The 17,291-nt window shown below is 71.2% G+C and carries 21 protein-coding genes and 1 pseudogene; 9 read left to right on the top strand and 13 right to left on the bottom strand.

Translation table 11 applies throughout. From position 1 onward, the window contains the following. Positions 1 to 94: 94 nt before the first annotated feature. The 3 genes from AB0K14_RS38740 to cobU are packed head-to-tail and all read right to left on the bottom strand — an operon-like array spanning position 95 to position 2,387. Positions 95 to 796 carry an adenosylcobinamide-GDP ribazoletransferase gene (locus AB0K14_RS38740; protein WP_360460762.1) on the bottom strand — a complete coding sequence of 234 codons (702 nt, stop codon included), beginning with the start codon at positions 794 to 796 and terminating at the stop codon, positions 95 to 97. Beyond that, positions 796 to 1,833, bottom strand: coding sequence for a nicotinate-nucleotide--dimethylbenzimidazole phosphoribosyltransferase (gene cobT, locus AB0K14_RS38735; protein ID WP_360460759.1), 1,038 nt, complete (start codon positions 1,831 to 1,833; stop codon positions 796 to 798). Before cobT ends, AB0K14_RS38740 begins: the two co-directional genes overlap by 1 nt. After that, positions 1,830 to 2,387 carry a bifunctional adenosylcobinamide kinase/adenosylcobinamide-phosphate guanylyltransferase gene (gene cobU / locus AB0K14_RS38730; protein WP_360460756.1) on the bottom strand — a complete coding sequence of 186 codons (558 nt, stop codon included), beginning with the start codon at positions 2,385 to 2,387 and terminating at the stop codon, positions 1,830 to 1,832. The genes cobT and cobU overlap by 4 nt, the downstream gene beginning before the upstream one ends. A gap of 78 nt (positions 2,388 to 2,465) precedes the next feature. Here cobU and AB0K14_RS38725 point away from each other — a divergent pair, with 78 nt between their 5' ends. Continuing rightward, positions 2,466 to 2,666, top strand: a complete 201-nt coding sequence (locus tag AB0K14_RS38725; RefSeq protein WP_360460753.1) for a hypothetical protein — start codon at positions 2,466 to 2,468, stop codon at positions 2,664 to 2,666. A 19-nt stretch (positions 2,667 to 2,685) separates the two neighbouring features. Here AB0K14_RS38725 and AB0K14_RS38720 read toward each other — a convergent pair whose 3' ends face one another. Beyond that, positions 2,686 to 3,672, bottom strand: a complete 987-nt coding sequence (locus tag AB0K14_RS38720; RefSeq protein ID WP_360460750.1) for an aldo/keto reductase family protein — start codon at positions 3,670 to 3,672, stop codon at positions 2,686 to 2,688. Between the two features lie 49 nt (positions 3,673 to 3,721). Further along, a complete protein-coding gene (locus tag AB0K14_RS38715) occupies positions 3,722 to 4,354 on the bottom strand; it encodes a DUF3043 domain-containing protein (RefSeq protein WP_360460747.1) in 633 nt (210 codons plus the stop codon). Positions 4,355 to 4,396: 42 nt separating this feature from the next. Between AB0K14_RS38715 and AB0K14_RS38710 the strand changes: the two genes are divergently transcribed. The 3 genes from AB0K14_RS38710 to AB0K14_RS38700 all read left to right on the top strand — a co-directional run bounded on the left by AB0K14_RS38710 (position 4,397) and on the right by AB0K14_RS38700 (position 6,286). Then, positions 4,397 to 5,416, top strand: coding sequence for a glycerate kinase (locus tag AB0K14_RS38710; protein ID WP_360460744.1), 1,020 nt, complete (start codon positions 4,397 to 4,399; stop codon positions 5,414 to 5,416). A 101-nt stretch (positions 5,417 to 5,517) separates the two neighbouring features. Beyond that, positions 5,518 to 5,892 (top strand): iron-sulfur cluster assembly accessory protein, encoded by a 375-nt coding sequence (locus AB0K14_RS38705; RefSeq protein ID WP_360460741.1) that lies wholly within the window; start codon positions 5,518 to 5,520, stop codon positions 5,890 to 5,892. Between the two features lie 79 nt (positions 5,893 to 5,971). After that, positions 5,972 to 6,286, top strand: a complete 315-nt coding sequence (locus tag AB0K14_RS38700; RefSeq protein WP_360460739.1) for a PASTA domain-containing protein — start codon at positions 5,972 to 5,974, stop codon at positions 6,284 to 6,286. 16 nt (positions 6,287 to 6,302) lie between these two features. On the opposite strand, the gene AB0K14_RS38695 is transcribed toward AB0K14_RS38700, so the two are convergent. Both AB0K14_RS38695 and AB0K14_RS38690 read right to left on the bottom strand, forming a co-directional pair. Further along, entirely contained in the window at positions 6,303 to 6,476 is a 174-nt protein-coding gene (locus AB0K14_RS38695) for a hypothetical protein (RefSeq protein WP_360460736.1), read from the bottom strand. A 76-nt stretch (positions 6,477 to 6,552) separates the two neighbouring features. Next, a complete protein-coding gene (locus tag AB0K14_RS38690; protein WP_360460733.1) occupies positions 6,553 to 7,728 on the bottom strand; it encodes an MFS transporter in 1,176 nt (391 codons plus the stop codon). Between the two features lie 81 nt (positions 7,729 to 7,809). On the opposite strand from AB0K14_RS38690, the gene AB0K14_RS38685 reads away from it, so the two are divergent. Next, a complete protein-coding gene (locus AB0K14_RS38685; protein ID WP_360460730.1) occupies positions 7,810 to 8,241 on the top strand; it encodes a MerR family transcriptional regulator in 432 nt (143 codons plus the stop codon). A 67-nt stretch (positions 8,242 to 8,308) separates the two neighbouring features. Here AB0K14_RS38685 and asnB read toward each other — a convergent pair whose 3' ends face one another. After that, positions 8,309 to 10,237 (bottom strand): asparagine synthase (glutamine-hydrolyzing), encoded by a 1,929-nt coding sequence (asnB, locus tag AB0K14_RS38680; protein ID WP_360460728.1) that lies wholly within the window; start codon positions 10,235 to 10,237, stop codon positions 8,309 to 8,311. A 206-nt stretch (positions 10,238 to 10,443) separates the two neighbouring features. Here asnB and coxB point away from each other — a divergent pair, with 206 nt between their 5' ends. Together coxB and AB0K14_RS38670 are read left to right on the top strand one after the other, a co-directional pair. Continuing rightward, positions 10,444 to 11,376, top strand: a complete 933-nt coding sequence (gene coxB, locus AB0K14_RS38675) for a cytochrome c oxidase subunit II (RefSeq protein ID WP_360460725.1) — start codon at positions 10,444 to 10,446, stop codon at positions 11,374 to 11,376. A 12-nt stretch (positions 11,377 to 11,388) separates the two neighbouring features. Next, the gene (locus tag AB0K14_RS38670) at positions 11,389 to 11,805 is read left to right on the top strand and encodes a cytochrome c oxidase subunit 4 (protein ID WP_360460722.1); all 417 of its coding nucleotides are present in this window, start codon (positions 11,389 to 11,391) and stop codon (positions 11,803 to 11,805) included. A gap of 66 nt (positions 11,806 to 11,871) precedes the next feature. On the opposite strand, the gene AB0K14_RS38665 is transcribed toward AB0K14_RS38670, so the two are convergent. Further along, a complete protein-coding gene (locus tag AB0K14_RS38665) occupies positions 11,872 to 12,540 on the bottom strand; it encodes a lysophospholipid acyltransferase family protein (RefSeq protein WP_360460719.1) in 669 nt (222 codons plus the stop codon). A gap of 73 nt (positions 12,541 to 12,613) precedes the next feature. Beyond that, positions 12,614 to 13,537, bottom strand: a complete 924-nt coding sequence (locus AB0K14_RS38660) for an MBL fold metallo-hydrolase (protein WP_360460717.1) — start codon at positions 13,535 to 13,537, stop codon at positions 12,614 to 12,616. 226 nt (positions 13,538 to 13,763) lie between these two features. Here AB0K14_RS38660 and AB0K14_RS38655 point away from each other — a divergent pair, with 226 nt between their 5' ends. Next, positions 13,764 to 14,633 carry a LysR family transcriptional regulator gene (locus tag AB0K14_RS38655; RefSeq protein WP_360460714.1) on the top strand — a complete coding sequence of 290 codons (870 nt, stop codon included), beginning with the start codon at positions 13,764 to 13,766 and terminating at the stop codon, positions 14,631 to 14,633. A 26-nt stretch (positions 14,634 to 14,659) separates the two neighbouring features. Here the strand turns inward: AB0K14_RS38655 and trpD are convergent, their stop codons facing one another. The 3 genes and pseudogenes from trpD to AB0K14_RS38640 all read right to left on the bottom strand — a co-directional run. Next, positions 14,660 to 15,712, bottom strand: a complete 1,053-nt coding sequence (gene trpD, locus AB0K14_RS38650; RefSeq protein ID WP_360460713.1) for an anthranilate phosphoribosyltransferase — start codon at positions 15,710 to 15,712, stop codon at positions 14,660 to 14,662. A 7-nt stretch (positions 15,713 to 15,719) separates the two neighbouring features. After that, positions 15,720 to 16,130, bottom strand: coding sequence for a hypothetical protein (locus AB0K14_RS38645; protein ID WP_360460710.1), 411 nt, complete (start codon positions 16,128 to 16,130; stop codon positions 15,720 to 15,722). A 67-nt stretch (positions 16,131 to 16,197) separates the two neighbouring features. Then, positions 16,198 to 16,575: pseudogene (locus AB0K14_RS38640) on the bottom strand (hypothetical protein); the annotation flags it as partial. A gap of 83 nt (positions 16,576 to 16,658) precedes the next feature. On the opposite strand from AB0K14_RS38640, the gene AB0K14_RS38635 reads away from it, so the two are divergent. Continuing rightward, positions 16,659 to 17,267 (top strand): heme-copper oxidase subunit III, encoded by a 609-nt coding sequence (locus tag AB0K14_RS38635; protein ID WP_360460707.1) that lies wholly within the window; start codon positions 16,659 to 16,661, stop codon positions 17,265 to 17,267. Positions 17,268 to 17,291 lie beyond the last annotated feature (24 nt).

The following is a 17,291-nucleotide window of genomic DNA, read 5'->3' as shown; positions in this document are numbered from 1 at the left end:
CGTCGGCCTACTCCTGGCCACCGGCCAGGCACACACCCGACCAGCCCACCACAAGAAGGGCACCAAACCCCGCCGAACAGCTTAAACGGCAAGCTTAGAGGGCGGTGATGGTGAGGACGGTCAGGGTGGCGGTTTCGCACGCCGCGCCCAGGACGTCGCCGGTGATTCCGCCGAAGCGTTTGCGGGTGTGGTGGAGCAGCAGTAGGACGAGGGTGGCGGCCAGGAGGATGGCGGCTGGGCCTTTCCAGGGGTGGACGAAGAAGCCGGCGGTGGCCAGGGCTGTCCACCACGTTGCGGCCAGCCAGGGGGGTTGGGTGCCGGCTACCAGGGCTCCCAGGCCCTCTGGGCGGGCGGCGGGGGTGCCGCGCAGGCAGCACAGGATGAAGGCGGCACGGCCGGTGGTCAGGGCGAGCAGTACCGCGCTCCAGTGGACGTGGGGGTAGGCGGCGGCTTGGGCGCCGAGGACGACGATCAGCGCCACTACCGCGAACGGGCCGGCGCCGCCGTCCTTCATGACGGCCAGGGCGCGTTCCGGTGGGCCGTAGCAGCCCAGGCCGTCGGCGGTGTCGGCCAGGCCGTCCAGGTGCATGCCGCGGGTGGCCAGGGCGAGGAAGCCGACCACGAGGAAGCCCGCGAGCAGGTCGGGCAGGGGGATCAGGAGCAGGCCGGTGGCGGCGGCGCCCAGCAGCAGGCCGACGAACGGTGCGAGCGCGATGGCCCGCTGTGCTGCCCGGGTGTCGACCTCGTTGCCGACGCGGACGGGCAGCACCGTCAGCCAGGACAGGGCCAGGCGCATCAGGCCGGTCCGGAGACGCCCGCGCTGTCGAAGGTCGCCATCTCGGCCAGGATCCGGGTCGCCATCACCACCAGGGGCAACGCCGCCACGGCACCTGAGCCCTCGCCCAGTCGCATGTCGAACTCCAGCAGCGGTTCCAGGCTCAGGTGTCCCAGTGCCAGGGCGTGCGCGGGCTCGACGGAGCGGTGGCCCGCGACCCACCAGTCGCGCGCTCCGGGCGCCAGTTCCTCGGCCACGACGGCCGCCGCGCCGACGACCACGCCGTCGAGGATCACCGGGGTCTTGCGGATCGCCGCCTGGGCCAGGAAGCCCACCATGGCGGCGATGTCCGCACCCGAGGCGGTGGCCAGCAGGGCCATGGGGTCGTTGATCACCGGACGGGCACGGCGGAGGGCGTCGCGGATGGCGGCGGTCTTGCGCATCCAGGCCTGGTCGTCGATGCCGGTGCCGCGACCGACCACGGCCACCGGCTCCGAGCCGGTCAGGGCGGCGATCAGGACCGCGGCGGGTGTCGTGTTGCCGATGCCCATGTCGCCGGCGATGAGCAGGTCCGCGCCGCCGTCGACCTCGTCGTCCACGAGCTTGCGGCCGATCTCGACCGCCTGCTCGGCTTCCTCCGGTGTGAGGGCGTCCTCGCGGTCGATGGAGCCGGAGCCCCGGCGCACCTTGTGGTCACCGACGGCGGTCTCGGCGTCGACCGCCAGGTCCACCACGCGGACGGTGGCGCCGGCCACGTTCGCCAGGACGTTCACCGCCGCGCCGCCCGCCAGGAAGTTCGCCACCATCTGGCCGGTGACCTCGCTCGGGTACGCCGACACGCCGTGCTGCGCCACGCCGTGGTCGCCCGCGAACACCACGACCCGGGGCCGGGTGAACGGGCGGGGCGGGCACTCGCCCTGGCACGCCGCGACCCACGCGCCGAGCTCCTCCAACCTGCCCAGGGAGCCCACGGGCTTGGTGAGCACGGCCTGTCGGGCGGTCGCCTCGACGCGCACGTGCTCGCTGGGTGGCTCGACGGACGGGAACTCGATGGTCACCGACTACCTCCGGGTTCGCGCAGTCGCAGTGGGATTCCGGCGACGACCAGCAGCACCTCGTCGCACACCTCGGCCAGCCGCGCGTTGAGCGAGCCGAGGTGATCGCGGAAGAGCCTGCCAGAGTGGGTGCTGGGCACGACGCCCAGGCCGACCTCCGCCGACACCATGACCAGTCGGGCGCGGGTTCGGGCGACGGCGCGGACCAGCGCGGCGCACTCGTCCTCCACCTGCGCGATGCCGTGGCCCTCCCACGCGCCCGCGTCGTCCAGGGCGCCGCTGAGCCAGGTGGCCACGTCGTCGACCAGGATCGGCGGGTCGGTCTCGCGGGTGGCGGTGAGCAGGGCGATCAGGTCGGTGGGGGAGGGCGCCTCGACCGTGGTCCAGGTGGCGGGACGGCGGGCCACGTGCTGGGCGATCCGCAGTTCCCAGTCGGCGTCGTCGGGGTAGCGCCGCGCGGTGGCGACGTAGGTCACGACGTCCTCGGTGAGCAGGCCCTCCGCGTGCGCGGACTTGCCCGAACGCGCGCCGCCCAGCACCAGTGTCCGACGCGTCACACCACACCCCAACCGTTCCACGACGACATAGCCTGACCGGGAACGTTACCCGTACGGCGCAGCGCGAGGAGGTCCGTCATGGAGTACCGGTGGCGGTACCAGGACGAGCAGGGGCACGAGGTCGAGGGGCCACGGGTCGCCTTCCCCGACCAGACCGCGGCCGAGGACTGGTTCGGTTCGGCGTGGGTCGACCTGCGGGAGGCGGGGGTCGCGCAGGTGACGTTGCTGCGCAGCGAATCGGAGGTCTACGGCCCGATGTCCCTCGCCCCGGCCGAGTAGCCGGGGCGAGGGCGCGCCGTCACGGGGTGACGGTGAACCGCGGGTCGGACTCGACGACGCCTTCGAGCACGTCGTCGATCTTCTTCATCAGGTCGGCGTCCAGCTTCACGCCGGCGGCCTTGACGTTCTCGTGCACCTGCTCCGGGCGGGACGCGCCGATGATCGCGCTGGCCACGTTCGGGTTCTGGAGGACCCACGCCACGGCGAGCTGGGCCAGGGACAGGCCCGCCTCGTCGGCCAGCGGCTTGAGCTGCTGGACCTTGGTCAGCACGTCGTCGTTGAGGAAGCGCTGGATGAACTTCGAGCCGGTCTCGTCGGTCGCCCGCGAGCCCTGGGGCACGGGCTGACCCGGCAGGTACTTGCCGGTCAGCACGCCCTGGGCGATGGGGGACCAGACGATCTGGCTGATGCCCTCGCGCTCGGAGGTCGGCACGACCTGCGACTCGATGACGCGCCACAGCATCGAGTACTGCGGCTGGTTGGAGATGAACGGCACGTTCAGCTCACGCGCGAGCGCCGCCCCGCGGGCGATCTGGTCGGCGTTCCACTCCGAGACGCCGATGTAGAGGGCCTTGCCGGAGCGGACGACGTCGGCGAAGGCCAGCATCGTCTCCTCCAGCGGCACCGACTTGTCGTACCGGTGGGCCTGGTAGAGGTCGACGTAGTCGGTCTGCAGCCGCTGGAGCGAGCCGTTGATCGACTCCAGGATGTGCTTTCGACCGAGGCCCTTGTCGTTCGGGCCGCCGGGCCCGGTCGGCCAGAAGACCTTGGTGAAGATCTCCAGCGACTCGCGGCGCTGACCGGTCAGCGCGCGGCCCAGCACCGACTCGGCCTTGGTGTTGGCGTAGACGTCCGCCGTGTCGAACGTGGTGATGCCGGCGTCGAGTGCGGCCCGGACGCAGGCCGTCGCCTGGTCCTCCTCGACCTGGGATCCGTGGGTGAGCCAGTTGCCGTACGAGATCTCGCTGATGTTCAGGCCACTGCGGCCGAGGCGTCGGAACTCCATGCGGCCAAGCCTAGTACCGGATCGTTCGGGTAGCTAACGAGCTACGGGGTCACACCTTGTCGCCGGGGCGCACCCTCGGCTTGGGCACGCGCAGGCGCCGCAGCTGGCTGGCGCGGATGAACGAGTACCAGCCCAGCGACAGGCCGCGGGTGGTGTCGTTCGGGAACTTCAGCCGCACCCGCCGGTTCACCATCCGGCCGAGGACGAAGCCCTCCACGACCATCGCGAGCAGCATGAACGTGGTCAGCAGGGTCGCGTACTGCTGCACCGCGGGCATGGGCACGAGCAGCGCGACGAACACCAGGATGGCCAGCGGCATGAACAGGCCCATGAGGTTGCGCCGCGAGTCGACCACGTCGCGGATGTAGGCCTTCACCGGGCCGCGGTCGCGGGGCAGGAGGTACTTGTCCTCGCCCGCCATCATCCGCTGGCGCCGTTCGACCGCCGCCGCGCGCCGCTCCTCCTTGGAGACCTTGCTCCCGCGCGCCCGCTTCAACGCCTCGCGCTGCGTCCGGGGCGGCGGTGGCACGGGACCGCGCCTCTTGCCCTCGGCCTCTCGGCGCTTCGGCGTGGGTCGCCCCTTGCCGGGCGTGCGCGACGGATCCGTCGAGGTCACCTCCGCGGGAGCGTCATCGGCGGTGGTCTCGGCGGTCTCGTCGGCGTTGCGGCGCAGGAACCTCACCACACCAGAGTAGGAGATGCCCCGATAAGTACTGTTCGCGAGGTGCGAGTTGTTATTGCGCCGGACTGCTTCGGCGGAACGCTGACCGCGCGGGAAGTCGCCGAGGCCGTGGCCGAGGGCTGGCGCCGAACCGCTCCCGACGACGAACTGCACCTGCGCCCGCTGGCCGACGGCGGACCCGGTTTCGTGGACGTGCTGCACGCCGCCCTGGGCGGCACGCTGCACACGACGACCGTCACCGGCCCGCTGGGCACGCCCGTCCCGGCCCGGTGGCTGGAGCACGACGGCACCGCCTACCTGGAGTCCGCCGCGGCCTGCGGCCTGGACCTCATCCCCGCCGACCAGCGCCCGAGCACCGCCGAGACGGCCACCACCAGGGGTGTCGGCGAACTCGTCAACGCGGCCGGTGACGCCCGCGTGCACACGATCGTGGTCGGTCTGGGCGGTTCGGGGACCACCGACGGCGGCGCGGGGCTGCGCGAGACCGTGCGGCCCGTCACGGCCCGGCTCGTCGCCGCCTCCGACGTGGAGAACCCGCTGCTGGGCCCGCACGGCGCCGCGCGCACGTTCGGCCCGCAGAAGGGCGCGTCGTCCGAGGCGGTGGAACGGCTGGAGGCGCGGCTGGCCGCGATGGACGAGCTGGCCGCCGTTCGCGACCTGCCCGGCGCGGGTGCGGCGGGAGGCCTCGGAGCCGCGCTGATGGCGCTCGGGGCGGTGGTGGAGTCCGGGGCGGGCCTGGTCCGCTCGCTCACCCGGCTGGACGAGGCGCTGGACGCCGCCGACCTGGCCGTGACCGGTGAGGGCAGCTTCGACTGGCAGTCGCTGCGGGGCAAGCTGGTGACGGCCGTGGCCGGCGGCGCGGCCGAACGCGGCGTGCCGTGCGTGGTGCTGGCGGGACGGGTCGCGGTGGGCAGGCGCGAGGCCGCGGCGGCGGGCGTGCAGGAGTCGTACGCGGTGGCCGAGCACGCCGGGTCGGTGGAGCGCAGCATGGCGGACCCGGCCGGCACGCTGGCCGACCTCGCCGCGCACGTGGCGAGGCACTGGTCACACCCAGGCCGCTGACGTCTGTGCGACCATGGGGGTAGGAACAAAGCGGGTACTTCCCGTGTTCGCCCGGAGTAGATACCGGAATAGATGCCCGCAAAGGACCTCTGAGGAGAGCCATGACGACCGCTCAGGACGCAGTCACCTCGACTCCTGAAGCCCCGCCCACCCACGGCGTGACGCTGACCGACGCGGCTGCCGTGAAGGCCAAGGCGCTGCTCGACCAGGAGGGGCGCGACGACATGCACCTGCGCATCGCCGTCCAGCCCGGTGGTTGCGCGGGGCTGCGTTACCAGCTGTTCTTCGACGAGCGCACGCTCGACGGCGACGCGCTGCGCGACTTCGGCGGCATGAAGGTGGCCGTGGACCGCATGAGCGCCCCGTACGTCGAGGGCGCCGTGATCGACTTCGTCGACACGATCGAGAAGCAGGGTTTCACCATCGACAACCCGAACGCGGGCGGTTCGTGCGCCTGCGGCGACTCGTTCCACTGATCGACCGCTGGGACGTCAGTTCGGGAAGGGCCCCCGCCACACGGCGGGGGCCCTTCCCGTTTCCGGGAGCATGGAGCGCATGGCGCACACGAGCGTGCCGCACCTGGTGGGGTTGACCGTGCCCGAGGCCCGGGACAGGGGACACCGGGCGGGTGTCGTGGTGACGTCACGTGACGTCGACGGCCCGGGGTTGGGCGCCCGGACCTGGCCGGGCACCTGGATCGTCACCGCGCAGGAGCCGCCGGCCGGTGAACAGGTGCGCCGCGGCGCACCTGTCGTCATCGACTTCGAGGAGCACCCGGACGCGGGTGGGGCGGGCGACCGGGAACCGCGCCGCCCACTGCCCAGGCCTGACGAGCTCCGAGCCGACCCGGTCGACGACCGCGCCGAGTGAGCACCCGAGGCCGGTCTCAGACGTAGGCGTCCAGGTCCGCGACCTGGGCGTAGTTGGCGTCGTCCACCTGCCACGGCGCGGTGGGGCGCGGTTCCTGGAGGGGCTTGCCCTCGGCGCCGCGCAGCTCGCGCGGCAGCTCGGTGCAGTCCTCGATCAGCTCGTCCAACGTGTCCGCTTCGGTGTTCCTCACCTTCCCGACCGTATTCGTGCCATTGCCTTGACAAAAGCCCTACCGGGCGGTAATCGCCGCACGGTAGGGCCTCATCTCACACGTGCGCGGCCAGCGGCACGGGGGCCGGGCTCGTCGACCGGGCGGTCACCTTGCCGACCACCAGGGCCACCCCCACGCCGAGGATGGTCGACACGCCGCCGACGGTCCCGACCCACTGCAGGCCGAGTCCGCTGGTCAGCACCACGCCGCCGAGCATCGGGCCCAGCGCCGCGGCCACGTTGAACGCGGAGATGTTCACCGAGGCGACCAACCCGGCCGCCGAACCCGCCTGCCCCATCAGGTAGGTGTGGATCAGCGGACCGGCGGTGAACGCGCTCGCGCCCAGCACGAACACGCTCACCACGGCCGCCACCTTGCTCTCCAGCATCAGCCCCTGCGCCAGCAGCATCACGCCGAGCACGGCGAGCGGCACGGGCAGGACGCGGGCGATCCGGTGCGGCGGCACCTTGCCCGCCAGCGTGCTGCCGACCAGCGTCCCCAGGCCGTACACGAGCAGCACACCGGTCACCCAGCCCGGCGCGAACCCGCTCACGTCCCGCAGCGCGGGCGCGACGTACGTGAACGCGGTGATCAGGCCGGTGAACGACAGGATCGTGGTGGCCAGACCGAGCAGCACGGTCCGCTTGCCGAACGCGAACAGGCTGGCCCGCACGCCGGGGTCCGGCTCGTGCGCCACCTTCGGCGTGCCGAGCACGACACCGACCAACCCGATCGCGGTCAGGGCGCTGACCAGCACGAACGATGCCCGCCAGCCGTAGTTCTGACCGATCAGCGTGCCGAGCGGGATGCCGAGGATGGTGGACAGGGCGACGCCGTTGACGACCTTGGCGATGGCCGCGGTCTGCTTCTCCGGCGGCACGGCGGCGATGGCGACCTGGGACGCCACCGCGAAGAACAGGCCTTGGGCCAGGGCGGCCACCATGCGCGCCACCATGAGCAGGGTGTAGTCGTCGGCCAGGGCGCTGCCCACCGACGCCACCAGGGCCAGCGCCATGACGGAGATCAGGAGCTTGCGGCGCGCGATGCGCCCGGTGAACACGGTGAGCACCGGACCGCCCAGGGCGACGGAGACGGCGTACGCGGTCACCAGCAGGCCTGCGGTCGGCACGTCCACACCGAGATCGGTGGCGACCTCGGGAAGCACGCCGACGATGATGAACTCGGATGTCCCCACAGCGAATGCGCTGAGCATCAGGATGAAGGTGATCACGGCGACGACGCTAAAGTGTGACACTGACGTCAGGGTCAAGGTTGCGTGATCGAACGCTCTTTTCGGCAGGGGTGGGAATAAGTGCTGATCGGCGAACTCGCGGAGAAGACCGGCGCCACGGTGCGCATGCTGCGCTACTACGACCAGCACGGGCTGCTGAGGCCGCAGCGCACGGACTCCCACTACCGCGTCTACGACGAGTCCGACGTCGAGCGCGTGCGCACCGTCCGCTGCCTCATCGGCGCGGGCCTGAACGTGCGGCTGGCGCGGCTGGTGCTCGCGCACGCGTTCGACCAGGACGTCGAACTGCCCGAGGACGAGGCGGGCTGCGTGCCGCTGCTGCGGCTGCTGAACGAGGAGCTGACCTCCATCGACACCCGCATCGAGGAGCTGACCCGCAGCAAGACCCACCTGACCAAGCTGGTCGGCGACGTGTCCCGCATCCTCCGGGAGAAGGCGGGCCCCGAGGTCGTCGCCGACTGCCGGGACCTGCTGGTGGAGGAAGCCGGCTGAGCCGACGCCCCACACGCGGCGCAGGCCCCCGGCACGCACGCGCCGGGGGCCTCTGCGGTGAACAGCCCTAGAGCTTGACCGGGTAGTGCGGCTCCGGCACGACCGGGCGGATCCGGCCCTCCACGAAGATCCCGTGCCAGATCATGAACACCAGCAGGGCCCAGATCCGCCTGCTGTGGTCCGCGACCCCCGACCGGTGCTCCTCGATGACCCGCAGCACCGCGCCCTTGTCGATGTACTGGTCGGTCTGCGACTGGCGCACGACCTCCACCGCCCAGTCGTGCATCTCGTCCTTCAGCCAGTGCCGGATCGGCACCGGGAAGCCCAGCTTGCGCCGGTTGAGCACGTGCGCGGGCACGATGTCGCGGATCGCCCGGCGCAACGCGTGCTTGGTCGTCTCCTTGGTGAGCTTCAGCTCCGACGGCACCTGCGACGCGATCCGGAAGACCTCGGGGTCCAGGAACGGCACCCGCAGCTCCAGCGAGTTCGCCATCGTCATCTTGTCGGCCTTGACCAGGATGTCGCCGCGCAGCCACGTGAACAGGTCCACGTGCTGCATCCGCGTCACCGGGTCCCAGCCCTCCGACTCGCGGTAGGGCTGCGCGGTCACGTCCTTGTGCGACACGTTCGGGTCGTACGTGCGCAGGACCTGCCGCAGCTGGTCGTCCATGAAGATCCGGGCGTTGCCGTAGTAGCGCTCCTCCAGCGTGAGCGCGCCGCGGCGCAGCAGGTCCTTGCCGCGCACGCCCTGCGGGATCTTGGTCGACACCTTGCCCATGGCCTTGCGCAACGCGCCCGGCACCTTCTCGAACGGCGCCAGCGACAGCGGCTCCCGGTAGATCGTGTAGCCGCCGAACAGCTCGTCCGCGCCCTCACCCGACAGCACGACCTTGACGTGCTCACGCGCCTCGCGGGCGATGAACCACAGCGGCACCAGCGCCGGGTCGGCCACCGGGTCGTCCAGGTACCACGTGATCAGCGGCAGGGCGTCCATCATCTCCTGCGCCGTCACCGCCCTGACCACGTGCTTCACCCCGATCGCGGCGGCCGACTCGGCGGCCACGTCGATCTCGGAGTAGCCCTGCCGCTCGAACCCGGTGGTGAACGTGATCAGGTCCGGGTTGTGCTCCTTGGCCAGCGCCGCGACCACGGTCGAGTCGATGCCGCCGGACAGGAACGAGCCGACCGTCACGTCCGCGCGCATGTGCTTGGCCACCGAGTCGCGCAACGCCTCGGTGATCTCGTCGTACAGCCGGTTCTCGTCCGCCTCGCCGCGCACCGCGCGCGGCCGGAACGTGGCCGGGAAGTACCGCTCGACCACGGGCCTGCCACCCGGCTTGAGCGTGAACGACGTACCGGACTCGATGCGGTGGACCTCGCTCTGCAGCGACTCCGGCTCCGGCACGTACTGCAGGATCAGGTAGTGCTGCAGCGCCTTCTTGTCGACCTCCGGCGTGATGCCGATCGTCGGCGCCAGCTGCAGCACCGACTTCTTCTCGCTGGAGAACGCCACACCGCCCGGACCGGCCGCGTAGTACAGCGGCTTGATGCCGAACGGGTCGCGCGCGCCGAACACGACGCGGCGCGCCTTGTCCCAGATCAGGAACGCGAACATGCCGCGCAGCTTCGCCACCGCGGACGGGCCCCAGTAGTGGTAGGCCGCCACGATCGTCTCGGTGTCGCCGTCGGTGGCGAACACCGCGCCGAACTGCTTGGTCAGCTCCGCGCGCAGCTCGACGTAGTTGTAGATCTCGCCGTTGAACAGGATCGCGTACCGACCCTGCTGGTCGTGCGGACCCCAGTGCAGGGGTTGGTGCGAGTGCTCGATGTCGATGATGGAGAGGCGGTTGAAGCCGAAGACGACCTCACCGCCCTGCCAGGTGCCACTCTCGTCGGGGCCGCGGTGGCGCATGCAGCGCAATGCCCCCGCCACCGCCGAGCGCGCCCGCTCGGCCTCGTTCTCGCCAGGGCAAACCAGTCCTACCAGGCCGCACACGCCGTAACACCCTTCGTGTCGTGTGGAGAAGAGTCCAGTATGCCGGGGGGTGGTTGTGTGACCGAAACTGCACTCCACGGGGGCAGCCCCCGGCGGGTGACGTGCCGTGCGCTGAGCTACGCTCCCGCATGATCCGGCATGGGGTGAACTTCGCCCCTGCCTGCGAGCTTTTTGTGACGTTCAGTGGCGCGAGGAGGCGGCGAGCAGTGGGCCTGAAGGAGGGCACCAGGGCAGCCCGGCTGGCGAAGGTCGGCGGGCTGGTCGGCCTGGTCGGCGTCGGGGCCACGGGTTGCTCCACGGAAGAGGTGCTGCGCTTCGGTTGGCCGGTGGCCGTGACGCCGCAGGCCGAGGCGATGCGCGAGCTGTGGACCTGGTCGGTCGTCGCGGCGCTCGCGGTCGGTGTGATCGTGTGGGGCCTGATCCTGTGGTCGGTGGCGTTCCACCGCAAGAAGAGCGAGGAACTGCCCCGCCAGGTCGCCTACAACCTGCCGCTGGAGCTCGTGCTGCTGGTCGTGCCGACGATCATCGTCGCGGTGTTGTTCTACTTCACCGCCGTGACGCAGAACTACGTCACGGACAAGTCCGAGGACCCCGACGTCACGGTCGACGTGATCGCGTTCCAGTGGAACTGGGAGTTCCAGTACCCGCAGTTCAAGACCGAGGAGTCCGACCTGCCGGTGAGCACCGTCGGCACGTCCGGCGAGATCCCGCTCCTGGTGGTGCCGCAGGGCAAGTCGATCCGGTTCACCCTGCGGTCGACCGACGTCATCCACTCGTTCTTCGTGCCCGAGTTCCACTTCAAGCGGGACGTCTTCCCCGAGCCGGAGAAGAACAACCAGGACAACTCGTTCCAGATCGACCAGATCGACCGCACCGGGTCGTTCGTCGGTCGGTGCGCCGAGCTGTGCGGCGTCTACCACGCGGTGATGAACTTCGAGGTCAGGGCGCTCACGCCGGAAGACTTCGACCGGTACATCGAGCTGCGGAAGCAGACGAACCCCGACACCGCCCAGCCGTACACGGCCGCCGAGGCGTTGACCGAGATGAACTGCGGTGAGCTGTGCACGCCGCACGCCGTGACGACCAAGCCCTTCGACACCGACCGGACTGTCCGCGAGGCGTCCGACGGTGGGAAGTAGGAGGACGCTGCGATGAAGGTCGAAGCCCGCATTTTCGACTTGGTGATGGGGTTCTCGTTCCTCATGGCCGCCGTGTACGGCTACTGGACCTGGGCGGACACCAACGCCGTCGAGCCGACCGGCACGGTGGCGCTCGCGCTGACCGGCGGCTTGGCGCTGATCGTCGGCACGTACTTCCGGTTCGTGGCCCGGCGCATCGAGGTGCGGCCTGAGGACAACGCGGACGCCGAGGTCAGCGACGGCGCCGGTGAGCTGGGCTTCTTCAGCCCCGGCAGCTACTGGCCCATCGGCCTGGCGGCGGCCGCGGCGACGGCGGGCGTGGCGCTGGCGTTCTGGCACGTCTGGCTGCTGGTGATCGCGGTCGTGCTGGTGCTGATCGCCGTCGGCGGCCTGGTGTTCGAGTACCACACCGGTCCGAGCCACGACTGAGCACGGATTCCGGAAAAAGGGGGCCACCTTCGGGTGGCCCCCTTTTTCGGTTCAGTCGTCCGCGGGTCAGGCGGCCGCGTTCGAGTTCTGGTAGCTGTCCACGTACTCCTGTTCGGACAGTTCCAGGATGCGGTAGACGATCTCGTCGGTGACAGAGCGCAGCACGGGCAGCGACTCGTGCATGCCCGCGTAGCGGTCGAAGCACAGCGGCCGGCCGAACCGGACGGTGACCGGGCGGATGCGGGGCAGCCTGCGGTCCACCGGCTGCACCTGGTCGGTGCCGATGATCCCGACCGGGACGACCGGCGCGCCCGACTCCAGCGCCATCCTGGCCACGCCGGTGCGACCGCGGTGCAACCGGCCGTCCAGCGAGCGCGTGCCCTCGGGGTAGATGGCGAACGCGCCGCCGGCGTCCAGGATCTCCTTGGCGGTGTCCAGGGACGCCCTGGCGGCCCGACCGAGCCCGCGGCGCACGGGGACGTGGCCCAGGGAGCCGAAGAAGTAGCGGGAGAGGGCGCCCTTGACGCCCTTGCCGTCGAAGTACTCGGCCTTGGCGAGGAACGAGACGCGGCGCGGCACCACCATCGGCACGACGATGCTGTCGATGAACGACAAGTGGTTCGGCGCGAGGATCACCGGACCGTCGGTGGGCACGTTCTCGAGACCCTCGACCGTCGGCCGGTAGACCAGCCGCGCCGTGGGCGCCACCACTCGCTTCATCACCGTGTAGAGCATGCTGACAGCATGACCGGCCACCGTTGCGCCGCGGTGAAAAGGTGGCCGTCATCTCGACCCCGGTCGGCGCGGCTCACCCCACCTGGTCGGCGCTGTTGCCTGCGACGTGCTCCGCGCACAGGCAGCCGACGCCCTTCGCGATCCACTCGCGACCGACCCACTCGGGGTGCCGTTCCACCACCAGAGCCTCGACCTCCTCGACGATCGCCGCTTCGCCCATCGCCGAATCACGGCGCGCCCACGTCTCGTCGCGCAGCAGGCGGAGGTACTCGCGGACCTCGGTGAGCAGCCGGGCGTCACCGACCTCGCCGTGGCCGGGCACGACGGTGCGGGCGCCGGAGGCGGCGAGGCGCTCCAGCACCGCGAGCCAGCGGGTGCCGGAGACGTCGGTGTCGTGCGGCGGGAACCACGGGAAGATCGCGAACCGGCCCGACTCCACCAGGTCGCCGGTGAACAGCACGTCCGCGTCCGGCACCCGGACCACCTGGTCGCCCCGGCTGTGCGCCCGACCCGTGGCGCGCAGCTCCACCACCCGACCACCGAGGTCCAGGTCGTGCTCGCGGTCGTAGACGACGTCGGGCCGCGCGAGCTCGACGCCGACCAACCGCCGGGCGACCGACTCGCCGAGGCCGCGGAACATCTCCAGGTAGCCGGGGCCCTTCCGGGCCAGGTCGTCGGCCTGGTCGCGGTTGAGCAGGAAGGTCGCCTCGCCCGCGAAGACCTGCGCGCCGAACGCGTGCTCGGGGTGGAAGTGGGTCGTGGTCAGGTACAGCCTGCGCCCGCGGGCGTGCTCGACCGCGAACTCCAGCACGGCCTCGGCGTTGCCGACGCCCAACCCCGTCTCGACCACGAGCACGGAGTGCGAGCCGCCGATGACGCCGATGTTGGGCACGAGCGGCACACCCCCGTCCGGCACGACCACGAGGTCGCGGGCGAGGTCACGGGCGTCGGCGACCCGCACGACGGGATCGGGCAGCGCCAATCCGGACGGCGCCAATCCGGACGGCGTTGGTCCGGACGGCGTCGGTCCGGACGGCGTCGGTTCGGACGGCGTCGGTTCGGATCGCGTTGGTCCGGATTGCGCTGGTCCGCGCCGCGCGGGTTCGGTCGGCCTGGGTTCGGACAGCGTGGGTTCGGTCATGCGACCAGTCCACTCCGGACCGGTCGGAGCCGTCCAAGCCCGATGCGGCACCGCCGATACCGCCCGGGTATCTTCGCTGGTGATGGACCTCCGCGAGCTGCGCTACTTCGTCGCCGTCGCCGAAGAACTCCACTTCGGACGGGCCGCCGCACGCCTGCACATGACCCAGCCCCCGCTCAGCCGCGCCATCAAGCAGCTCGAAACCGACCTCGGCCACCTCCTGCTGCACCGCTCACCCGCCGGGGTGTCCCTCACCCCGGCCGGCGCGTCGCTCTACGACGAGGCGCGCACGCTGCTCGCGCGGGCCGACCAGGTCCGCACCAGGGTCGCCGCCGCGGCCGGCACGGCGACCATCACGATCGGCACGCTCGCCGACAGCGCCGAGCAAGCGGGCACCCGGCTGGCCGCCGCCTACCGCGCGCACCACCCCGAGGTGCACGTCCGGATCCGCGAAGCCGACTTCACCGACCCGACCACCGGTCTGCGCGCGGGACTGGTCGACGTGGCCCTCACCAGGGCGCCGTTCGACGACACGGGCATCGCCACGCACGTCCTGCGCAGCGACCCGGTCGGCGTGGTCCTGCGCGCGGACGATCCCCTGGCCGGCCGCGAGAGCGTGCACACGGACGAGTTGGCCGACCGCCGGTGGTTCCGCCTGCCGGAGGGCACCGACCCGGTCTGGCAGGCCTACTGGAGCGGCGGGCGGGATCGCGACGGACCGGTCGTGCGCACGGTCCACGAGTGCTTGCAGGCGGTGCTGTGGAACGGCTCGGTGGGGTTGGCACCGCTGGCCCACGCGCTGCCCGGAGGGCTCACGGTGGTGCCGCTGGTCGACCTGCCACCGAGCCGCCTCGTGGTCGCCTGGACGGACGGCGACCCCGGCCCGCTCGTGCGCTCGTTCGCCCGGCTCGCGGCCACCGCGTACGGCAGCCGCACGTCGAAGGACCGCTGAGACCGGCCGAACCGCCGCTGGCGGGCTCAGCCGTCCGCGAGGGCCTTCTTCAGCTCCGTCGACCGCGCCGCCCAGCGCCGCAGCAGGTCCGCCGCCGCACCGGAGTCGATCGCCGCCGCGGCCCGGCCCATCGCACCCGCCAGGTCCGCGTGCAGGTCGCCCGAGAGCCCGGCGTGCGTGGCGAGCGCGCCCGCCGCGTTGAGCAGCACCGCGTCCCGCACCGCACCCGGCTTGCCCGCCACCAGGTCGCGCACGACCTCGGCGTTCACCGGGGCGTCGCCGCCCTTGAGGTCGTCGGCCAGCGCCGGCGCGATGCCCAGCACCGACGGGTCGATCCGGTCGGTGCGCACCGCGCCGCCGTCGGCGACCCACACCGACGTCGTGGTGGTCGTGGTGATCTCGTCCATCCCGTCGTCACCGCGCACGACCAGCATGGTGTTGCCCCGACGTGCGAAGACACCCGCGATCAGCGGCGCGAACGCCACCCGGGCGCACCCGACCAGGCCCACCTTCGGCTGGGCGGGGTTGGTCAGCGGGCCGAGCAGGTTGAACGAGGTCGGGATGCCGATCTCGCGCCGCGGCGCGCCCGCGTGCCGGAACCCGGGGTGGAACACCGGGGCGAAGCAGAAGCCGATGCCCAGCTCCTGCACCGTCCGCTGCACGCCCAGCGGCGGCAGGTCGATGGCCACGCCGAGCTCTTCGAGCACGTCGGCCGTGCCGCACTTGGACGACGCCGCGCGGTTGCCGTGCTTGACCACCGGCACGCCGGCGGCGGAGGTGACGATCGCCGCCATGGTCGAGATGTTCACCGAGCCGGAGCTGTCACCGCCCGTGCCCACGATGTCGGCCGCGTTCACGTCCACGGTGAACCGGCGGGCGTGCTTGAGCATCATCGTGGCGATGCCGTCGACCTCTTCGGGCGTCTCACCCTTCGCCCGCAGCGCCACCGCGAACGCGGCGATCTGCGCGGGCGTCGCGGCGCCGGACATCACTTGGTCCATCGCCCACGACGTGTCGTCCTGCGAGAGGTCGACCCGGTCCACGAGCTGGTTCAGCAATAACGGCCAGGTGCGCTCCACGGCGACATCAGCCCCGGACGACGGGCAGGGCCGTCGAGCGCAGCACCTCGGCCACGGTCTCGGCGGCGGCCAGCGGGTCGAGCGGGTGCACCAGCACCGCGTCCGCCTGCGACCACGTCGCCAGCCACCGGTCGTCCTTGCGACGCACCGCGACCACGATCGGGGGGCAGTCGGTGATCTCGTTCTTCAGCTGCCGGGACAGTCCCATGCCACCGGTCGGCTGGGCCTCGCCGTCCAGGATCGCCAGGTCGACGCCGCCGTTGTCCATCTCGTACAGGACGTCGGCGATCGCACCCGCCTCGACGTACTCGACGCGACCCAGGTCGGGCGCGGGACGGCGCCCCACCGCAGTGATGATCGTCTCACGCACCTCGGGGCGGTGGCTGAACACCAGGATCCTGGTCGTCTGCGTGCTCATCGGCGCGATCCTCCGGCGGGTCGGGGTGCCAGGTGGGGCTGATGCTATCCGGCCGGCTCCCCGTGACCTGAAGTGCGTCCCACCCGATCCAGTCGCCGCCGAGCCGTTGCGCCAGGCTCGCCATCCGGGCCCGCTGCTGGGCGCAGGCCAGCGCGGTCAGCTCCTGCACCCGCAACGCCTGCCAGCGCCCGTCGTGACGGAGCTCCCACCCGTCCGGCGCGAGCAGCTCGCGCGCGCGTTCCACCTGGTCAGGGGGCAGCACCAGGTGGTGGCGCAGCACCGCGGGCTCGCCCGCCCGCCAGCGCGGCGACCTGGCCAGCACGGCCGAATCGGCCTCGGCGACGTCGAACGCCTCCACCACCACCGACAGACCAGGTGAATCGATCTCCAGTGCGGGTACACCCCGCCGCGCGCGGCGATCACGCAACCGGCTCAACAACCCCATGACGTCCTCACCGTGCGTGTGACCCAGATGACCTGCGTACGTGCCCCGGACCCGATGGGCGGGACGAAAACCTGCAAGCAATAATGCGTCGTGTGACAACGGCAGCGCCCTCAATCGGCCAGCGCGTGCACTCGCTGAACCGCCCGAACATGGTCAGCGTCGGCACGATCGTCTGGCTGTCCAGTGAGCTCATGTTCTTCGCGGGGCTCTTCGCCATGTTCTTCACGGTGAAGGCCCAGAACGAAGGGCCCTGGCCACCAGCACCGACCCACCTGAACGTGCCTTACGCACTGTTCTTCACGATCATCCTGGTGGCGTCCTCGTTCACGTGCCAGTGGGGCGTGTTCGCCGCCGAGCGGGGCGACGTGTTCGGTCTGCGCCGCTGGTACATCGTGACGCTGATCATGGGCGCCATCTTCGTCGCCGGCCAGGCCGGTGAGTACGTCACCCTCGTGAGCGAGGGCACGACGATCCCGGCCTCGGCCTACGGCACCGTCTTCTACCTCACGACCGGCTTCCACGGCCTGCACGTGATCGGTGGCCTGATCGCGTTCGGCTACCTGCTGGTCCGCACGAAGCTGAGCAAGTTCACGCCCGCGCAGGCGACCTCCGCCATCGTCGTGTCGTACTACTGGCACTTCGTCGACGTCGTCTGGATCGGCTTGTTCGCCATCATCTACATCGTGCCCTGACCAGCTCGAACCCCGAACTCACAC

Origin of the sequence: Actinosynnema sp. NPDC050801 (assembly GCF_040673975.1) — a bacterium.
Lineage (GTDB): Bacteria > Actinomycetota > Actinomycetes > Mycobacteriales > Pseudonocardiaceae > Actinosynnema.
Note: the sequence above shows the minus strand (reverse complement) of the source record. Positions and strands in the feature narration are given on the sequence as shown.

Excerpts from the sequence above, each read along its gene's own strand:
- AB0K14_RS38740 (WP_360460762.1), bottom strand. The coding sequence starts at position 796 with ATGCGCCTGGCCCTGTCCTGGCTGACGGTGCTGCCCGTCCGCGTCGGC.
- AB0K14_RS38725 (WP_360460753.1), top strand. The coding sequence starts at position 2,466 with ATGGAGTACCGGTGGCGGTACCAGGACGAGCAGGGGCACGAGGTCGAG.
- AB0K14_RS38720 (WP_360460750.1), bottom strand. The coding sequence starts at position 3,672 with ATGGAGTTCCGACGCCTCGGCCGCAGTGGCCTGAACATCAGCGAGATC.
- AB0K14_RS38705 (WP_360460741.1), top strand. The coding sequence starts at position 5,518 with ATGACGACCGCTCAGGACGCAGTCACCTCGACTCCTGAAGCCCCGCCC.
- AB0K14_RS38700 (WP_360460739.1), top strand. The coding sequence starts at position 5,972 with ATGGCGCACACGAGCGTGCCGCACCTGGTGGGGTTGACCGTGCCCGAG.
- AB0K14_RS38670 (WP_360460722.1), top strand. The coding sequence starts at position 11,389 with ATGAAGGTCGAAGCCCGCATTTTCGACTTGGTGATGGGGTTCTCGTTC.
- AB0K14_RS38665 (WP_360460719.1), bottom strand. The coding sequence starts at position 12,540 with ATGCTCTACACGGTGATGAAGCGAGTGGTGGCGCCCACGGCGCGGCTG.
- AB0K14_RS38655 (WP_360460714.1), top strand. The coding sequence starts at position 13,764 with ATGGACCTCCGCGAGCTGCGCTACTTCGTCGCCGTCGCCGAAGAACTC.
- AB0K14_RS38645 (WP_360460710.1), bottom strand. The coding sequence starts at position 16,130 with ATGAGCACGCAGACGACCAGGATCCTGGTGTTCAGCCACCGCCCCGAG.
- AB0K14_RS38635 (WP_360460707.1), top strand. The coding sequence starts at position 16,659 with ATGCGTCGTGTGACAACGGCAGCGCCCTCAATCGGCCAGCGCGTGCAC.